The following is a 17757-nucleotide window of genomic DNA, read 5'->3' on the forward strand; positions in this document are numbered from 1 at the left end:
ACCCCGGGGCGGGGTACCGGCCGTCGGCCGTGACGCGGGCAGAACACCCGGGTCAGGAGAGCAACTCCACCTCCGCGAGCGTCCCTTCACCGGCGAACACCAGGCGGTAGTGCGCGTACGAGCCCGGGGAGCCCACCGAGAACACCCTCGTCTGCCTGTCCCAGGCGAACGACTGGCCCGACCGCTTGTCGAGGTCCTTCCACGTCGCGCCGTCCGACGAGCCCTGGAGGACCCAGCCCGTCGGGGCCCTGTCCGCCGCGCTCGATGTCAGCGTGTACTGGGCCGCGCCCGTGGCCGAGGCCACCGGCAGGTCCACCGAGGTGACCGTCGCCGACGTGGCCGACGTGTTGTCGAAGAGGGCACCCTCGCCCTTCAGGACGTCCGCCTTCGGCGTCGCCACCTTGTCGTCCGTGGTGATCGAGGTCGGCGCCGCGTCCTTGCCGGTGCCCCACGACGACGGCTCGGCGCCCATGTCGAAGTCCAGCACACCGCCCTTGGCCAGCAGGTCGTGCGGCAGTGAAGTCGAGGCCCAGTTCTTGCCGTTGACCTTCAGGCCCTGGACATAGATGTTCTTCGCGCTGTTCTTGGGCGCCTTGACGACCAGGTCGTGGCCGTTCTCCAGGTGGACCGTGGTCTTCTTGAAGAGCGGGGAGCCGATGGCGTACTCGCCACTGCCCATGACGAGCGGGTAGAAGCCGAGCGAGGAGAAGAGGTACCAGGCCGACTGCTCGCCGTTGTCCTCGTCGCCGTGGTAGCCCTGCCCGATCTCGCTGCCGGTATAGAGGCGGCTCAGGACCTCGCGGACCTTCTCCTGCGCCTTCCAGGGCTGCGAGGCCGCGTCGTACATGTAGGTGACATGGTGCGCGACCTGGTTGCTGTGGCCGTACTGCCCCATCCGTACGTCACGCGCCTCGGTCATCTCGTGGATGACGCCGCCGTACGAGCCGACGAACTCGGGCCCGGCCGTCTCCGGCGTGGCGAAGTACGTGTCGAGCTTCTTCGCCAGGCCGGCGCGCCCGCCGTACAGGTTCGCCAGGCCCCGGCTGTCCTGCGGGGCCGTGAAGGCATAGCCCCAGCCGTTCGTCTCCGTGTAGTCGTAGCCCCAGACCCGCGGGTCGTACGTGTCCGGCGTGAGGCGCCAGTCGCCCTTCGCGTCCTTGCCCTGGAAGAAGCCCACTTTGTTGTCGAAGAGCTCGACGTAGTTGCGGGCGCGGTTCAGGAAGTACTCGGACTCCTCCTTGTACCGCTCCTTCTTCGTCTTCTCGTAGAGCGCCCGGCCCATCTGCGCGATGCCGTAGTCGTTGAGGTAGCCCTCCAGCGACCAGGACAGGCCCTCGTGCGTGGCGGTGTTCGCGTAGCCGACGAACGGGGACGTCGCCATGCCCTTGCGGCCGACGCCCGAGGACGGCGGGACCACCGTGGCGTTCTTCAGCGCCGCGTCGTACGCCGCCTCGGCATCGAACTTCACGCCCTTGACGTACGCGTCCGCGAACGCGACGTCCGAGGAGGTGCCGGTCATCAGGTCGGCGTAGCCGGGGGAGGACCAGCGGGAGATCCAGCCGCCGTCCTTGTACTGCTGGACGAAGCCGTCCACCATCTCACCGGCCTTGTCCGGTGTCAGGAGGGAGTACGCGGGCCACGTCGTCCGGTAGGTGTCCCAGAAGCCGTTGTTGACGTACACCTTGCCGTCGACGATCTTCGCACCCGTGTGGGTCGGGGTGTCGGAGCCGACCTGCGGGGAGAAGGGGCTGGCGTACTTGTCCTTGCCGCCGACCTTCTCGAAGCCCGAGTTCGGGTACAGGTACAGCCGGTACAGGCTGGAGTACAGGGTGGTCAGCTGGTCGGCCGTGGCGCCCTCGACCTCCACCTTGCCCAGGATGCCGTCCCAGGCCCGCTGCGCCCGGTCCTCGACCGCGCCGAAGGAGCGCGCGGCGGGGACCTCGGCGGCGAGGTTCTGCTTGGCCTGGTCGATGCTGATGAGCGAGGTCGCCAGGCGCAGGCCGACCGTGCGGTCCTTGCCCGCGTCGAAGCGGAGGTACCCGGTGACATCGTCACCACCGCCGCCGGACAGCTTGCCGCTCGCGGTGACCGGCGCGTCGAAGACGCCGTAGACGAAGAGCCGGGTCGCGCCGGTCGAGCCGCCGCTCTTCACGTCGGAGAAGCCGGTGAAGGAGCTGGAGTCCGGATCGAGGGTGAGGCCACCGTCGTTGGAGACGTTGTCGAAGACGACACTCGCGTCGTCGCCGGGGTAGGTGAACCGCATCCGGGCCGCGTGGTCGGCCGGTGTCATCTCGGCCTTGAGGCCGTTGTCGAAGGTCACACCGTAGTAGTGCGGCTTCGCCGTCTCGTTCTCGTGGTGGAACGGCAGCGCACGCGCCTTGCGCGAGGCGTCCGGAGTGCCGGAGACCGCCGACGGCATCAGCTGGAAGGTCTGCCGGTCGCCCATCCAGGGGCTCGGCTCGTGGCTGGCGCTGAACGCCTGGAGCGTGGGCAGGTTGTCGTCGTTGTTGCCGCGCGCGTAGTCGTACAGCCAACTGGTCGATCCGGCGTTGGTGACCGGCGTCCAGAAGTTGAAGCCGTTCGGGACCGCGGTGGCGGGGAAGTTGTTGCCACGCGAGAAACCACCGCTGGAGTTGGTGCCCCGGACCGTCGACGCGTAGTCGGAGAGGTGCGGGCGTCGCTTCTCGGGCGCCTTCGGGGCGATCTTGATGTCGTCGATCCAGCCCTGGAACTTCGCCGGGCCCTTGGGGGAGTCGTACGCCACCAGAATCCGGTCGACGGTCTTGCCCGCCGCGACGGTGCCGATCACCGAGTCGACCTTGTTCCACTGGTTGACGTACAGCCGCTTGGCATCGGCCTGGCCCTGCGGGGTCAGCGGGCCGCCGTTGCTGTCGGTCGCCCGCAGATCGCTCAGGTACGTGCCGTCCGTGAACGCCAGGTCCACCGAGACATGCGTCGCCGGGTACGAGAGGTCGGTCTCGCCCATCTGGGGATAGATCACATATGACAGTGAGGTGTCACGGGTGACAGCCGTGTTCACATCGAAGATCTTGTTGTACGAGTAGGCCCGGCCGTCCGCCTTGTGCGTACCGGCGTACCGCAGGGCCTTCTTACCGGTGAAGCCCGCGCCCGCCTTGGCGGTGGGGGAGCCGGACGGGCCGCGGTCGGCCTGGCTGCGCATCGAGTCGGGGGCCGGGGCCGAGGTGTCGCCGTCGGAGAACTGGACGTCCGCGAGCTGGGTCGCGTCGGAGGCGCCGTTGTTCTTCGTGATCTGCAGGCGGTAGTGCTGGTACGCCGTGTCGGATGTGACATCGTACGACCTCGTCTGGAACCGCTCGGTGAAGGTCTGGCCGGTCCGGGAGTCCAGGTCCTTCCACGTCCTGCCGTCGGCGGAGCCCTGCAGGGTCCAGTCCTTCGGGTCGCGCTCGTCGTGGTCATTGGCCGACGTCAGCGCGTACGTGACGACCTTGACCGGTTCGACGAGATCGAACTCGACCCAGCCGGTGGGCTCGAAGGCCAGCCACTTGGTGCCGGGCTCCCCGTCGATCAGGTTCTCCTTCACCTCCCCGCCGCCGGTGTTCTCGCCGCTGGCGCGGACGTCTGTCACCTTGTCGGTCACATTGCCCGGTATTCCGGCGGAGAAGCCGCCATCGACACCCGATGACCGCTTCTTTCCGTCCGGGCCTTCTTCGACGGTGTTGCGCCAGTCCGGCTGCTTTTCATCCGCTTCGAAGGAAGAACTGAACGTCCGTTCCCCCAAGGCGCTTTGGCCCTTTTCTCCGGTCCGTGCCGACTGCGCGGCGGCCGCGGTGGGGGCTGTCACGACCAGAACCAGTGAAGCCGCGATCAGCGCGGCCGTACGGCTTTGTCTCTTACGAGAACCATGTCGGGGCTGCATGCCGGGCATTCCTCCCGAGGAAGCGTGCTTGGACAACGTTGTCACGGAGTTGCACAAGGTCCAGTAGGGAGCCAAGTGACGGGATGTGTCAAGGGTGTTGGGCGTGAATCGCCGACGGAATCAACCGTAATGCGGAAATCGTTACGCCCGGATCGGGACGCACGGGGTCCAGGTATCCGCGAGGTCTCAACTCGGGAAAGACTGCTGCTCAAACTTGCATTCGATCTTGCTCAGTTGGTCGCAAGTGGACTATACCTGTCGGCGTCTGCACCGCCGTTTCCGGTGACGCGGACAGGGGGACACGGGGGAACGGCCGAGGACGGCACAACAGGTGCGATCCGATGTCCGAACTCCCTCGACCCCCCGCTGCACATGGCTAGCCTGAAATCAGCACCACCCAAGCGCAACTGACCGCGGTGGCGGGGCCCTTCGCCTGTCTGGCGAATATCGACGGGCGACCGGTACACACCGCCTGAGTCCTGGAGAAGGCGAGGACTTGAGCATGGGATCCACCTCCGCCCACAAGAATGAGGGCCTTGGCCGTCGCGATGTGATCAAGCGATCTGCCGCACTCGGTCTGATCACCGTGCCGACGATGAGCTTCCTGTCGGCATGTGCGAGCAGTGACAGCGGCGGCGACAAGAAGGTCGAGAAGGGCAAGACCAGCAAGACGAACCCGCTCGGCGTCAACGAGACGGCTCCCCTCGAGGTAGTCATCTTCGACGGTGGTTTCGGCCAGCAGTACGCTCTCGACGCGGAGAAGAAGTACAACGCCGCGTTCCCGAAGGCCCCGAAGGTCAAGCACGCCGCGACCCAGAAGATCCAGTCGCAGCTGCAGCCGCGCTTCAACGGCGGCACCCCGCCGGACCTGATCGACAACTCCGGCGCCGAGCAGATGGACATGGGTGTCCTGGTCGGCAAGAAGCAGCTGCTCGACCTCACGCCGTTGATGGACGCCCCGTCCATCGACGACCCGAGCAAGAAGGTCCGCGACACGCTGCGCCCCGGTGTCCTGGAGATGGGCCAGTTCGACGGCGACCCCGTCTGGATCATGTACTACGCGTACACCGTGTACGGCGTCTGGTACTCGCAGACCGCGCTCGACAACCTCGACGCGCAGTACCCCGAGAACTGGGACGACATGCTCGCCCTCTGCGCCAAGGCGAAGAAGAAGGGCATCGCCGGCTGGACGTACCCCGGCAAGTACCCGTACTACCTGCCGTTCTCGCTCTACCCGTTCATCGCCAAGATCGGTGGCCGGGAGGTTCTCGACAAGATCGACAACCTGGAGCCGAACGCCTGGATGGACCCCGCGGTGAAGGCGGCGTTCGAGGCGTACTACGAGCTGTACCAGAAGGGCTACATCCTCAAGGGCACCCCCGGCCTGACCCACATCCAGTCGCAGACCGAGTGGACCAAGGGCAAGGCGCTGTTCATCCCGAACGGCTCGTGGGTGGAGAACGAGGCGGCGCCGACCACGCCCAAGGACTTCAAGATGATGGTCGCGCCGCCGTCCGGCCTCGACTCGTCCGACAAGATGCCGTTCGGCACCATCTGGGCGTCCGGCGGCGAGCCGTTCATCGTCCCGGCCAAGGCGAAGAACCCCGAGGGCGGCATGGAGCAGCTGCGCATCATGCTCTCCGAGGAGTCGTCGAAGAACTTCACCAAGCAGGTCAAGTCGCTCAGCGCCTTCAACGGCGGCACCGACGGTCTGACTCTGTCGACCGCCATGCAGGCCGGTGTCGACTCGCTGAAGAAGGCCGGCGACAACGTGGTGAACCCGCGTCTGCAGGACTGGTACGTGAAGCTCCAGAAGGAGCAGATCGGCGTCGCCGGCATCGGCGAGATGATGGCCGGCCGCGCGACCCCGGCCGAGACCCTCAAGAAGATCCAGGCCTTCGCGGACGCGGCGGCCAAGGACCAGTCCATCAAGCACTACAAGCACCAGTGAGCAACCGTCACCAGCGGCGGCACCCGCGGAAAGATCGGGGTCGGTAAACGATGCAGCATGGCAAGTACCGTTTCATCGTGGGGTTCTTGGTAGTCCCACTGGCGTTGTACGCGGTCTTCGTCATTTGGCCGTTCATCCAGTCCATTTACTACTCGTTCACGGACTGGACCGGCCTGAGCCCGGACTTCAAGATGGTCGGGTTCGACAACTACACGAGGATGCTGAAGGACGACATCTTCTGGAAGTCGTTGCAGCACAGCGTGTTGCTCGTGCTGCTGCTGCCGCTGGTGACGCTGGGCCTGGCGCTCTTCTTCGCCTTCATGCTCAATGTCGGAGGCCGGCGGCGCAAGAACGCCGCGGTCTCCGGCGTGCGGGGCTCGTCCTTCTACAAGATCGCCTATTTCTTCCCGCAGGTGCTCTCGATCGTCATCGTCGCCCTGCTCTTCCAGTTCGCTTTCAACCCCACCAGCGGGATGCTGAATTCGACACTGAAGGCGATCGGTCTGGGATCCATCCAGCCGGACTGGCTGGGCGATCCGAGTCTCGCGCTCGTGTGTGTCATGTCGGTGCTGGTGTGGTCGACGGTCGGATTCTTCGTCGTCCTCTTCTCGGCCGGCATGGCGTCCATCCCGAAGGACTTCTACGAGGCGGCGCTCCTCGACGGCGCCAACCGCTTCACCACGTTCTTCCGCATCACGCTTCCGCTGCTCTGGGACACGGTGCAGTCGGGCTGGGTGTACATGGGGATCCTGGCTCTCGGCGTGGAGGCGTTCACCGCCGTACAGGTCATGACCGTGGGCCCCGGTGGTCCCGACTACTCGACCACGGTCCTTCCGCTGTACGTGTACCAGACGGCCTTCCGCGACGGGCAGGCCGGATACGCGACAACGATCGGTGTCGGACTGCTCATCGTCACCATGGCCTTCGCCGCCGTCGTGATGCGGCTGGGCCGGCGCGAGCGGCTGGAGTTCTGATGCTGCGATTGACGGGGGCCGGCCCCCGGATCACCGGCAGGCACCACAGGTCGGTCTCCGTGTCCGGCTCGAAAGTACGAGGTGAGTACACGTGAAGACGACTGACACCCCTCCCACGGCACCGGCGGCGGACCCGGCACCCGTGGCCAAGGCGCCCGCGCCCGCCGTCAAGGAGAAGAGCGGCGAGGGCCAGGTCCTCAATGTCTTCTCGCACGGTGTGCTGATCATCTGGGCGATCCTGGTCGTCCTGCCACTGCTCTGGGCGGTGATGGCGTCCTTCAAGACGGACGACTCGATCCTGTCGACGCCGTGGGCGCTGCCCGACAAGCTGCACTTCGAAAACTGGTCGCGCGCCTGGACCCAGGCGCACATGAGCGACTACTTCTTCAACACCGTCGTGGTGGTGGGCTGCTCGCTCGTCGGAACCCTGCTGCTCGGGTCGATGGCGGCATACGTACTGGCGCGGTTCGACTTCCCCGGCAACCGCTTCCTCTACTACCTGTTCATCGGCGGGATGAGCTTCCCGATCATCCTGGCGCTGGTCCCGCTGTTCTTCGTCATGAACAACATGGGCCTGCTGAACACGCGGCACGGACTGATCATGGTCTACATCGCGTATTCGCTGCCGTTCACCGTCTTCTTCCTCACCTCGTTCTTCCGGACACTGCCGAGTTCGGTGGCGGAAGCGGCGATGATCGACGGGGCCTCGCACACCCGGACGTTCTTCCAGGTGATGCTGCCGATGGCGAAGCCCGGCCTGATCAGCGTCGGTATCTTCAACTTCCTCGGGCAGTGGAACCAGTACATGCTGCCGACGGTGCTCAACACCGATCCGAACCACCGGGTGCTCTCCCAGGGCCTGGTCGAACTGGCCACCAGCCAGGGGTACAAGGGTGACTGGTCCGGACTCTTCGCCGGTCTGGTGATGGCGATGCTGCCGGTCCTCGCGGCCTACATCATCTTCCAGCGCCAGGTCGTCGCCGGGCTCACCGCGGGGGCGGTGAAGTAGCGCTCGCAACCCTCCGTACACACACGAACCGCCCGTCGGCCACACGCCGGCGGGCGGTTCGTCGTGTGCGGGAGGTCGCCCCCGGTGAGGGCACCGTGCTCATCCGAGGCTTCGCATGCTCAAGGTCTTGACGGGGAGTACCTCAAAACGCTCAGCTTAGAGTTCACATGTTAGAGAAATCGGTAGGAGTGAGAGAGTCGATGGAGACTCCGGGTTCGCAGACATCTCTGCATCGCGCCAACCTTGAGCGGGTGGTGCGCGCGGTACGCATGGCGGGCTCGCTCACCCAGGCGGAGATCGCACGGAGCACCGGACTGTCGGCGGCCACGGTCTCCAACATCGTTCGCGAACTGAAGGACGGCGGCACGGTCGAGGTGACCCCCACCTCGGCGGGCGGCCGACGGGCCCGCAGCGTCTCGCTCAGCGGTGACGCCGGCATTGTGATCGGCGTCGACTTCGGTCATACGCATCTGCGGGTGGCGATCGGCAACCTCGCCCACCAGGTGCTCGCCGAGGAGTCCGAGCCGATGGACGTCGACGCCTCGGCCGCGGAGGGGTTCGGGCGGGCGGAACGCCTGGTCAAACGGCTCATCGAGACGACCGGGATCAGCCCGGACAAGGTGATCGGGGTGGGCCTCGGTGTTCCCGGCCCGATCGACGTCGAGTCCGGCACGCTGGGCTCCACGTCGATCCTGCCGGGCTGGACGGGCATCAACCCCAGCGAGGAGCTCGCGGGCCGGCTCGGCGTGCCGGTGTACGTCGACAACGACGCCAACCTCGGCGCGCTCGGCGAGCTGGTCTGGGGGAGCGGGCGCGGGGTCAAGGACCTCGCGTACATCAAGGTCGCCAGCGGTGTCGGCGCCGGTCTGGTGATCGACGGGCACATCTACCGGGGGCCGGGCGGCACGGCCGGCGAGATCGGGCACATCACGCTCGACGAGTCGGGTCCGGTCTGCCGCTGCGGCAACCGCGGATGCCTGGAGACGTTCACCGCCGCGCGCTACGTCCTGCCGCTGCTCCAGCCCAGTCACGGGCCCGATCTCACCATGGAACGGGTGGTCCAGTTGGCCCGCGAGGGCGATCCGGGCTGCCGCCGGGTGATCGGGGACGTGGGACGCCACATCGGCAGCGGGGTGGCCAACCTCTGCAATCTGCTCAACCCCAGCCGGGTGGTGCTCGGCGGTTCGCTCGCCGAGGCCGGTGAGTTGGTGCTCGCACCGATCCGCGACTCGGTCTCCCGCTACGCCATTCCCAGCGCGGCCCGGCAGCTCTCGGTACTGCCGGGGGCGCTCGGCAGCCGGGCCGAAGTGCTGGGTGCGCTGGCCCTGGTGCTGAGTGAGATGGGGGATTCGACCCTTTTGGAAAACACCCTGTCGCCAACTACCCCCGCCTTCACTTAGATAACGAATGGCACCGTTGTCATCTCGTTAAGGATTTACTCCTTGACGCTGACGTCTCAGCCGAGTTGACTTCCTGCCACCTCGGCCGCACCGTCGCGGCCTCGTCAGGGAGGCAACCCCACATGAACGCAACGACGCGACGCATTGTCATAGGCACGGCCGCTGTTTCCATGGCCGTCTCCCTCGCAGCCTGTGGCAAGGCCGGTGACGACAAGGACTCCGGCAGCGGCGGCGACAGCAAGACCATCGGCCTGCTCCTGCCGGAGAACAAGACCACGCGTTACGAGACGTTCGACCGCCCCATCATCGAGGCGAAGATCACGCAGCTGTGCGGCGACTGCAAGGTCAAGTACAACAACGCGGCGGGGGACAGCGAGACCCAGAAGAAGCAGTTCGACGCGCTCGTCACGCAGGGCGTGAAGGTCATCATCCTGGACACCGTCGACTACAAGGCCGCGAAGTCCTGGGTCCAGCAGGCCGCGAAGAAGGGCGTCAAGGTCGTCGCGTACGACCGCCTCGCCGAGGGCCCGATCTCCGCCTATGTGTCGTACGACAACGAGAAGATCGGCCAGCTCCAGGGCGAGGCGCTGGTCAAGGCGATGGGCGCCAAGGCCAAGGACAGCAACGTTGTCATGATCAACGGCTCGCCGACCGACCCGAACGCCCCCTTCTTCAAGAGGGGCGCGCACAGCGTCCTCGACAAGCAGGTCAAGAAGGTCGTCTACGAGCAGGACATCCCGGACTGGTCGGCGGACGAGGCCAACAAGAAGATGGGAGCGGCCATCGACTCCCTGGGCAAGGACGGCTTCCAGGCTGTCTACTCCGCCAACGACGGCATGGCCGGCGGGATCATCACGGCCCTGAAGAAGCAGGGCGTGAAGGTTCCGGTCGGCGGTCAGGACTCCGAGCTCGCCGGTCTGCAGCGCATCCTCACGGGCGAGCAGGCCTTCTCGATCTACAAGCAGATCAAGCCGGAGGCCGAGACCACCGCCGAGATCGCCGTCCGGCTGCTCAAGGGCGAGAAGATCGACGACCTGGCCCCGGTCAAGGTCGACAGCCTCTCGGGCGAGTTCAAGGGCACCCCGTCCAAGCTGTACGACGCCTCGGTCGTGACCAAGGAGAACATCGCCTCCACGATCGTCGCCGACAAGGTCTACAAGGTCGAGGAGATCTGCACCGCCCAGTACAAGGCGGCCTGCGACGCTGCCGGCGTCAAGTAGTCACCCGCCGGCAGACGTCACCCCGGTCCGGTCCGGCGCCCACCCCGTCACATGCCCCGCAGCAGGGGCGGGCGCCGGACTTCCCACCGGTTCCGGTCACCGCACGCGGCTGCCCTCAGGGGCGCGCCGCGAGGCCCGGGCCGGCACGGAACTCGTTCCCGGGAGCCGTCTCGGCGCGTGGTCGTCCCCCGGCGACGACGTTCCGACGCGGTCCCCGGAGACGTTCCGTTCTTCCCGGCGGCCCGGTGACCGGCCCCGCCCCCTGTGCTCAGCAGCACCATCCCCGCCGGTCAGGCGGCGAAGGAGATGATTTACGTGTCCGCTACGCCCGTGCTGGCGTTGCGCGGAATCTCCAAGCGGTTCGGCGCCGTCCAGGCGCTCACCGATGTGGACCTGGAGATTCGCTCCGGCGAAGTGGTCGCCCTGGTCGGCGACAACGGCGCCGGCAAGTCGACCCTCGTCAAGACCATTTCGGGGGTCCACCCGATCGACGAAGGCGCCATCGAGTGGGAGGGCGAACCGGTCCGCATCAACCGGCCGAACGACGCCCAGGAACTCGGAGTCGCCACCGTCTACCAGGACTTGGCGCTCTGCGACAACCTCGATGTGGTCGCCAACCTCTTCCTCGGCAGCGAACTGCGCAAGGCCTCCGTCCTCGACGAGATCGGGATGGAGAAGCGCGCCAAGGAACTGCTCGACACGCTGTCCATCCGGATCCCCAGCGTCCGTATCCCGGTCGCCTCGCTCTCCGGCGGCCAGCGCCAGGTCGTGGCCATCGCCCGCGCCCTGATCGGTGACCCCAAGGTCGTCATCCTCGACGAGCCGACCGCCGCCCTCGGCGTCGAGCAGACCGCCCAGGTCCTCGACCTCGTCGAGCGGCTGCGTGAGCGCGGCCACGGCGTCATCCTCATCAGCCACAACATGGCCGACGTGCGCGCCGTCGCCGACAAGGTGGCGGTGCTGCGACTGGGCCGCAACAACGGAGTCTTCGACATGGCGACCACGTCCCACGAGGAGATCATCTCCGCGATCACCGGTGCCACGGACAACGCCGTCACGCGCCGCCAGGCCCGCACAGCCACGAAGGAGGACGCGAAGTGAGCGACCTCGCCAAGACCCCCGAAACCGCCGATGACAAGCCCGCGGCGACACCCGCGGCCGAGCCGTCGGCGGCCCCGGCCCCCGCGGTGGACCCGCGCCTGCTCATCCGCGAGGAGGGCTTCAAGGGCTACTGGTCCGAGTTCACCCGCAAGGTGCGTGGCGGCGAGCTCGGCTCACTGCCGGTCCTGGTCGGCCTGATCGTCATCGCGGTCGTCTTCCAGTTCCAGAACAGCAACTTCCTCTCCGCCAGTTCCATCGCCAACGTCGCCGTCTACAGCTCCGGCCTCGGCATCATGGCGGTCGGCATCGTCTTCGTGCTGCTGCTCGGCGAGATCGACCTGTCCGTCGGCTCGGTCGCCGGTGTCGGTGCGGCCGTCTGGGCCGTGCTCAACGTCAACCACGGCTGGAACGACTGGTCGGCGGTGCTCGTCGCGGTGCTCTCCGGCATGGTGCTCGGCGCGCTCCACGGCTTCTTCTTCGCCAAGATCGGGGTGCCGGCCTTCGTCGTCACCCTGGCCGGTTTCCTTGGCTGGAGCGGTCTGCAGGAGTGGATGATGGGCGGTGAGGGCTCGATCAACACGCCGTCCGGCAGCGTCGTCGAGAACCTCACCAACTACTTCTTCGAGGACAAGGCCGTCGCGTACGGCGTCGCCCTGGTCGCCGTCCTCGCCTACGCCGCCTCGCTCCTGATGGACAGCCGGCGCCGCGGGGCCGCGGGCCTGCCGGCGCGTCCCACCACCGAGGTCCTGCTCCGCACGGGCATCGTCGCGATCCTGTGCTTCGCCGTCGCGTACGTCCTGAACGAGCCCTCCGGCGCCCGTGGCCTGCCGCTCGCCCTGGTGCTCTTCCTCGCCGTGCTGATCGTCGCGGACTTCGTCGCCCGGCGCACGAGCTTCGGCCGTCAGGTCTTCGCGGTGGGCGGCAACCCGGAGGCCGCGCGCCGCGCCGGTATCAACGTGGACCGGGTCCGGATCACCGTCTTCGCCCTGTCCGGCACGCTGGGCGCCTTCGGCGGTCTCTTCATCGCCAGCCTCTCCGGCGGCGCCACGAAGAGCGTCGGCGGCGGCAACACACTGATGCTGGTCATCGCCGCCGCCGTCATCGGTGGCACCAGCCTCTTCGGAGGCCGGGGCAAGGTCTGGTCCGCGCTGCTCGGCATGATCGTGATCCAGTCGATCCAGCAGGGCCTGAACATGATCGGTATGGCCAACGCCATTCAGTACATGATCACCGGCGCTGTTCTGCTGGCCGCCGTGGTCATCGACTCGGTCTCCCGCCGCACCCAGAAGACCGCAGGTCGCGCCTGACATCGCGGCCGCCCCACCAGTGCCCGGCGCCCCGATCGAGGCGCCGGGCACTGCCGGCTGCGGGCAGGGGGTGGGGCAGCACACCCCTGCCCGATGTCTGCCAGGACAGGCGGAACACTAGACTCATCGGATCGGCATCCTCGATCAGCTCAACGCAAGGAGGAACGGGTGGCTCTGCTGACCCGCATCGGTGGACCGCGCGACCTGGACCGGCTGACTCCCGAGCAGCTGGACCAGCTCGCCGAAGAGATCCGGACCTTCCTCGTCGACGCCGTTTCGAAGACCGGCGGACACCTCGGCCCCAACCTGGGCGTGGTCGAGCTGACCATCGCCCTGCACCGGGTCTTCGAGTCGCCGAAGGACAAGGTGCTGTTCGACACCGGTCACCAGAGCTATGTGCACAAGCTCCTCACCGGTCGCCAGGACTTCTCGAAGCTCAAGAGCAAGGGCGGCCTCTCCGGCTACCCCTCCCGCGCGGAGTCCGAGCACGACATCATCGAGAACTCGCACGCCTCCACCGTGCTCGGCTGGGCCGACGGCCTCGCCAAGGCCAACGAGGTGCTGGGCAAGGACGACCACGTCGTGGCGGTCATCGGTGACGGCGCGCTCACGGGCGGTATGGCCTGGGAGGCGTTGAACAACATCGCCGCCGCCAAGGACCGCCCGCTCGTCATCGTCGTCAACGACAACGAGCGCTCCTACGCCCCGACCATCGGCGGCCTCGCCAACCACCTCGCCACGCTGCGCACCACCGACGGCTACGAGCGCTTCCTGGCCCGCGGCAAGGACATCCTGGAGCGCACCCCCGTCGTCGGGAAGCCGCTGTACGAGACGCTGCACGGCGCCAAGAAGGGGCTGAAGGACTTCATCGCCCCGCAGGGCATGTTCGAGGACCTCGGCCTGAAGTACGTCGGCCCGATCGACGGCCACGACATCGAGGCCCTGGAGTCCGCGCTCCAGCGCGCCAAGCGCTTCGGCGGGCCCGTCATCGTGCACTGCCTCACCGAGAAGGGCCGCGGCTACACCCCCGCCCTGCTCGACGAGGCCGACCGCTTCCACGCCGTCGGCAAGATCCACCCCGATACGGGCCTCCCGGTCGCCACCTCGGGCCTCGACTGGACCTCCGTCTTCGGTGAGGAGATGGTCAAGCTCGGCAAGGAGCGCAAGGACATCGTCGCGATCACCGCGGCCATGCTCCAGCCGGTCGGCCTGACCAAGTTCGAGCAGGCGTTCCCCGACCGGATCTATGACGTCGGCATCGCCGAGCAGCACGGCGCGGTCTCCGCGGCCGGCCTCGCCACCGGCGGACTGCACCCCGTCTTCGCGGTGTACGCCACCTTCCTCAACCGCGCCTTCGACCAGGTCCTGATGGATGTCGCGCTGCACAAGTGCGGTGTGACCTTCGTCCTGGACCGGGCCGGCGTCACCGGCACCGACGGTGCCTCGCACAACGGCATGTGGGACATGTCGATCCTCCAGTGCGTGCCCACGCTCCGGATCGCCGCCCCGCGCGACGCCGACCAGGTCCGCGCCCAGCTGCGCGAGGCCGTCGAGGTCGACGACGCGCCGACCGTGGTCCGGTTCTCCAAGGGCGCGGTCGGCCCGGCGGTCAAGGCCGTCGGCCGGGTCGGCGGCATGGACGTCCTGCGCGAGCCCGGCACCACCCGGCCGGACGTCCTGCTCGTCTCCGTCGGCGCGCTCGCCCCGATGTGCCTGGAGATCGCGGATCTGCTCGACGCCCAGGGCATCACGACGACGGTCGTGGACCCGCGCTGGGTCAAGCCGGTCGACGAGGCCATGGCCCCGCTGGCCGATCGGCACCGGGTCGTCGTCACCGTCGAGGACAACAGCAGGGCCGGCGGCGTCGGCTCCGCCGTCGCCCAGGCGCTGCGCGACGCCGGGGTCGACGTACCGCTGCGCGACTTCGGTATCCCGCCGCGCTTCCTCGACCACGCCTCCCGCAAGGAGGTCATGGCCGAGATCGGGCTGACCGCCCCGGACATCGCCCGCCAGGTCACCGGCCTGGTCGCCAGGCTGGACGGCCGCTACGAGCCCGGCGCGGACGACGCCTCCGTCGCCGCCGAGCCCGTCCGCGACTGAGACCCTGAGGGCACGGGCGGCCTGCGGACCGCGGTGCCACGGGGCCGTACGGGCGAACCGTGATACGGCCGATGGGCCGGTCGGAGCACCCTGTTCGGGTGGTTCGACCGGCCCATTCGCGTGAAATCGCCCCGTCCGGAGCCCTCCGCGGCAGGCGTGATCCGAATCATGGCGTACACGACGAGTGCGTGGAGGTACGCCGGTGACTGCCCAGCAGGACACACCACCCAGCAGTGATGGACTGTTCCGGACCAAGACGGTCGAACAGTCCATCCGCGATACCGAGGAGCCGGAGCACGCGCTCAAGAAGTCCCTCTCCGCGCTGGACCTCACGGTCTTCGGAGTGGGCGTCATCATCGGCACCGGCATCTTCGTGCTCACCGGCAAGGTCGCCAAGGAGACCGCCGGCCCCGCCACCGCGCTCGCTTTCGTCGCCGCGGCCGTCGTCTGCGCCCTGGCCGCGCTCTGCTACGCCGAGTTCGCCTCCACCGTCCCCGTCGCCGGCTCCGCGTACACCTTCTCCTACGCCTCGCTCGGCGAACTCGTCGCCTGGATCATCGGCTGGGACCTGGTGCTGGAGTTCGCGCTCGGCACGGCGGTGGTGGCGGTCGGCTGGTCCGGCTACGTCCGCTCGCTGCTGGACAACTTCGGCTGGGCCATGCCCGACGCGCTCTCCGGAACCGATGTGGCGAAAGGATTCGGCTTCGACATCCTGGCCTTCGTGCTGGTGCTCGTCCTGACCGTCGTCCTGGTGCTCGGCATGAAGCTCTCGGCCCGGGTCACGACGGTTGTCGTCGCCATCAAGGTCGCCGTGGTGCTGATCGTGATCATCGCCGGACTGTTCTTCATCAAGGCCGCCAACTACTCGCCCTTCATTCCCGAGGCTCAGCCACAGCCCTCCGGTTCCGGGCTGACCGCGCCGCTGGTCCAGCTGATGTTCGGCTACGCGCCCACGAACTTCGGCGTCATGGGCATCTTCACCGCCGCCTCCGTCGTCTTCTTCGCCTTCATCGGCTTCGACGTGGTGGCCACCGCCGCCGAGGAGACGAAGGTTCCGCAACGTGACATGCCACGTGGCATCCTCGCCTCGCTCTTCATCTGCACCCTGCTCTATGTCGCCGTTTCGCTGGTGGTCACGGGCATGGAGCACTACACCGAACTGTCCGTCGAAGCCCCGCTGGCCGATGCCTTCAAGGCCGTCGGCCATCCCGTCTACGCCGGGTTCATCAGCTTCGGCGCCGCGATCGGCCTCACCACGGTCTGTCTGATCCTGCTGCTCGGACAGACCCGGGTGTTCTTCGCGATGAGCCGCGACGGGCTGCTCCCGCGGTTCTTCTCCGTGACGCACCCGCGCTTCCGCACCCCGTACCGCCCGACCATCCTGCTCGGCGTGATCATCGCGATCGTCGCGGGGTTCACGAGCATCAACGAACTGGCGACGCTGGTGAACATCGGCACGCTCTTCGCGTTCGTCGTCGTCGCCCTCGGCGTCCTGGTGCTGCGCCGCACCCGCCCCGATCTGCACCGCGCGTTCCGCACCCCGTGGGTGCCGCTGATCCCGGTCCTCTCGGTGGCCGCCTCGGTGTGGCTGATGCTCAATCTGCCGGCCGAGACCTGGCTGCGGTTTGCCATCTGGATGATCATCGGCGTGATCATCTACTTCGCGTACGGGCGCAGCCACAGCAGGCTGGCGCGGGGCGATGCCCGGTAGTAGCGGCGCGTCCGGCATGCACTGTCTCGCGGATACTATGACGGTATGACTTGGCTGATCACGGGTGGTGCGGGTTTCATCGGGGCACACGTCGTAAGGGCGATGCTCGACGTGGGCGAACAGGTCGTCGTGTACGACGACTTGTCCACGGGTGACCCGAACCGGGTACCCGAGGGCGTGCCCTTCGTCAAGGGTTCGACGCTCGACCGTGACGCCCTGGACGGGACCCTCGTGGAGTTCGGCATCGACGGAGTCGTCCACCTCGCCGCGAAGAAGCAGGTCGCCGAGTCCGTGGCCCGCCCGCTCCACTACTACCGGGAGAACGTGCACGGGCTGCAGAACCTCCTCGAGGCCGTCACTGCGGCTGGCACGCGCCGCTTCCTCTTCTCCTCGTCCGCCGCCGTGTACGGCCTCCCCGACGTCGACCTGGTCAGCGAGGACACTCCGTGCGTTCCGATCAATCCGTACGGCGAGACCAAACTCGTCGGTGAGTGGATGGTGCGTGCGGCGGGCGCCGCCCACGGCATGGCGACCGCTTCGCTCCGTTACTTCAACGTCGCGGGCGCGGCCGGACCGCAGCTCGCCGACACGGGCGTCTTCAACCTGATCCCGATGGTGTTCGAGAAGCTCACCGAGGGCCGTGCTCCGGTGATCTTCGGTGACGACTACGCGACGTCGGACGGTACCTGCGTCCGCGACTTCATCCACGTCGAGGACCTGGCCTCCGCCCACGTCACCGTGGCGCGCGCCCTGGGCGAGCGCGGTGACGGGACCGACCTGACGGTCAACATCGGCCTGGGCGAGGGGGTTTCGGTGCGCGAGATGATCTCGCTGATCGGCGAGGTCACGGGATACGGACCGGCGGCGGAACCGACCGTGTCCGCCCGGCGCCCGGGTGACCCGGCCCGGGTCGTGGCCTCGGCCGACCGTATGCGGGAGGAACTGGGCTGGACGGCCCGGTACGACGTGCGCGAGATGGTCGCGTCGGCCTGGGAGGGCTGGTGCCTGCACCACCCCGAGGCGCGCCGCTGAGGGTGGCCCGGAACGGCTGATGCGGCGATGCCCCGGGGTGCTTTCACCCCGGGG

11 protein-coding genes are annotated in these 17757 nt (G+C 67.6%); 10 read left to right on the forward strand and 1 reads right to left on the reverse strand.

The features are described from left to right. Positions 1 to 52: 52 nt before the first annotated feature. A complete protein-coding gene (locus ACFU8Q_RS26210) occupies positions 53 to 3898 on the reverse strand; it encodes a GH92 family glycosyl hydrolase (protein ID WP_384458028.1) in 3846 nt (1281 codons plus the stop codon). A gap of 502 nt (positions 3899 to 4400) precedes the next feature. On the opposite strand from ACFU8Q_RS26210, the gene ngcE reads away from it, so the two are divergent. The 10 genes from ngcE to galE all read left to right on the forward strand — a co-directional run bounded on the left by ngcE (position 4401) and on the right by galE (position 17703). After that, complete coding sequence (ngcE, locus tag ACFU8Q_RS26215; protein WP_384458030.1) at positions 4401 to 5849, forward strand: N-acetylglucosamine/diacetylchitobiose ABC transporter substrate-binding protein; 1449 nt, start codon at positions 4401 to 4403, stop codon at positions 5847 to 5849. A gap of 50 nt (positions 5850 to 5899) precedes the next feature. Continuing rightward, the gene (locus ACFU8Q_RS26220) at positions 5900 to 6823 is read left to right on the forward strand and encodes a carbohydrate ABC transporter permease (protein WP_384458032.1); all 924 of its coding nucleotides are present in this window, start codon (positions 5900 to 5902) and stop codon (positions 6821 to 6823) included. 91 nt (positions 6824 to 6914) lie between these two features. Beyond that, positions 6915 to 7832, forward strand: a complete 918-nt coding sequence (locus tag ACFU8Q_RS26225) for a carbohydrate ABC transporter permease (RefSeq protein ID WP_384458034.1) — start codon at positions 6915 to 6917, stop codon at positions 7830 to 7832. Between the two features lie 200 nt (positions 7833 to 8032). Then, positions 8033 to 9232, forward strand: coding sequence for an ROK family protein (locus ACFU8Q_RS26230; RefSeq protein ID WP_384458036.1), 1200 nt, complete (start codon positions 8033 to 8035; stop codon positions 9230 to 9232). A 122-nt stretch (positions 9233 to 9354) separates the two neighbouring features. Further along, the gene (locus tag ACFU8Q_RS26235) at positions 9355 to 10452 is read left to right on the forward strand and encodes a substrate-binding domain-containing protein (protein WP_384458038.1); all 1098 of its coding nucleotides are present in this window, start codon (positions 9355 to 9357) and stop codon (positions 10450 to 10452) included. A gap of 306 nt (positions 10453 to 10758) precedes the next feature. Continuing rightward, positions 10759 to 11553 carry an ATP-binding cassette domain-containing protein gene (locus ACFU8Q_RS26240; protein WP_384458040.1) on the forward strand — a complete coding sequence of 265 codons (795 nt, stop codon included), beginning with the start codon at positions 10759 to 10761 and terminating at the stop codon, positions 11551 to 11553. Continuing rightward, on the forward strand, positions 11550 to 12860 hold the full coding sequence (locus ACFU8Q_RS26245; RefSeq protein ID WP_384458042.1) for a sugar ABC transporter permease: 1311 nt from the start codon (positions 11550 to 11552) through the stop codon (positions 12858 to 12860). The genes ACFU8Q_RS26240 and ACFU8Q_RS26245 overlap by 4 nt, the downstream gene beginning before the upstream one ends. Positions 12861 to 13028: 168 nt before the next feature. Next, on the forward strand, positions 13029 to 14960 hold the full coding sequence (dxs, locus tag ACFU8Q_RS26250) for a 1-deoxy-D-xylulose-5-phosphate synthase (protein WP_384458044.1): 1932 nt from the start codon (positions 13029 to 13031) through the stop codon (positions 14958 to 14960). Positions 14961 to 15162: 202 nt separating this feature from the next. Further along, positions 15163 to 16671, forward strand: a complete 1509-nt coding sequence (locus tag ACFU8Q_RS26255; protein ID WP_384458046.1) for an amino acid permease — start codon at positions 15163 to 15165, stop codon at positions 16669 to 16671. A 45-nt stretch (positions 16672 to 16716) separates the two neighbouring features. Then, positions 16717 to 17703, forward strand: a complete 987-nt coding sequence (gene galE, locus ACFU8Q_RS26260; RefSeq protein WP_384458048.1) for a UDP-glucose 4-epimerase GalE — start codon at positions 16717 to 16719, stop codon at positions 17701 to 17703. Positions 17704 to 17757: the final 54 nt, after the last annotated feature.

Source organism: Streptomyces sp. NPDC057543, from assembly GCF_042801895.1.
Classification (GTDB): Bacteria; Actinomycetota; Actinomycetes; order Streptomycetales; family Streptomycetaceae; genus Streptomyces.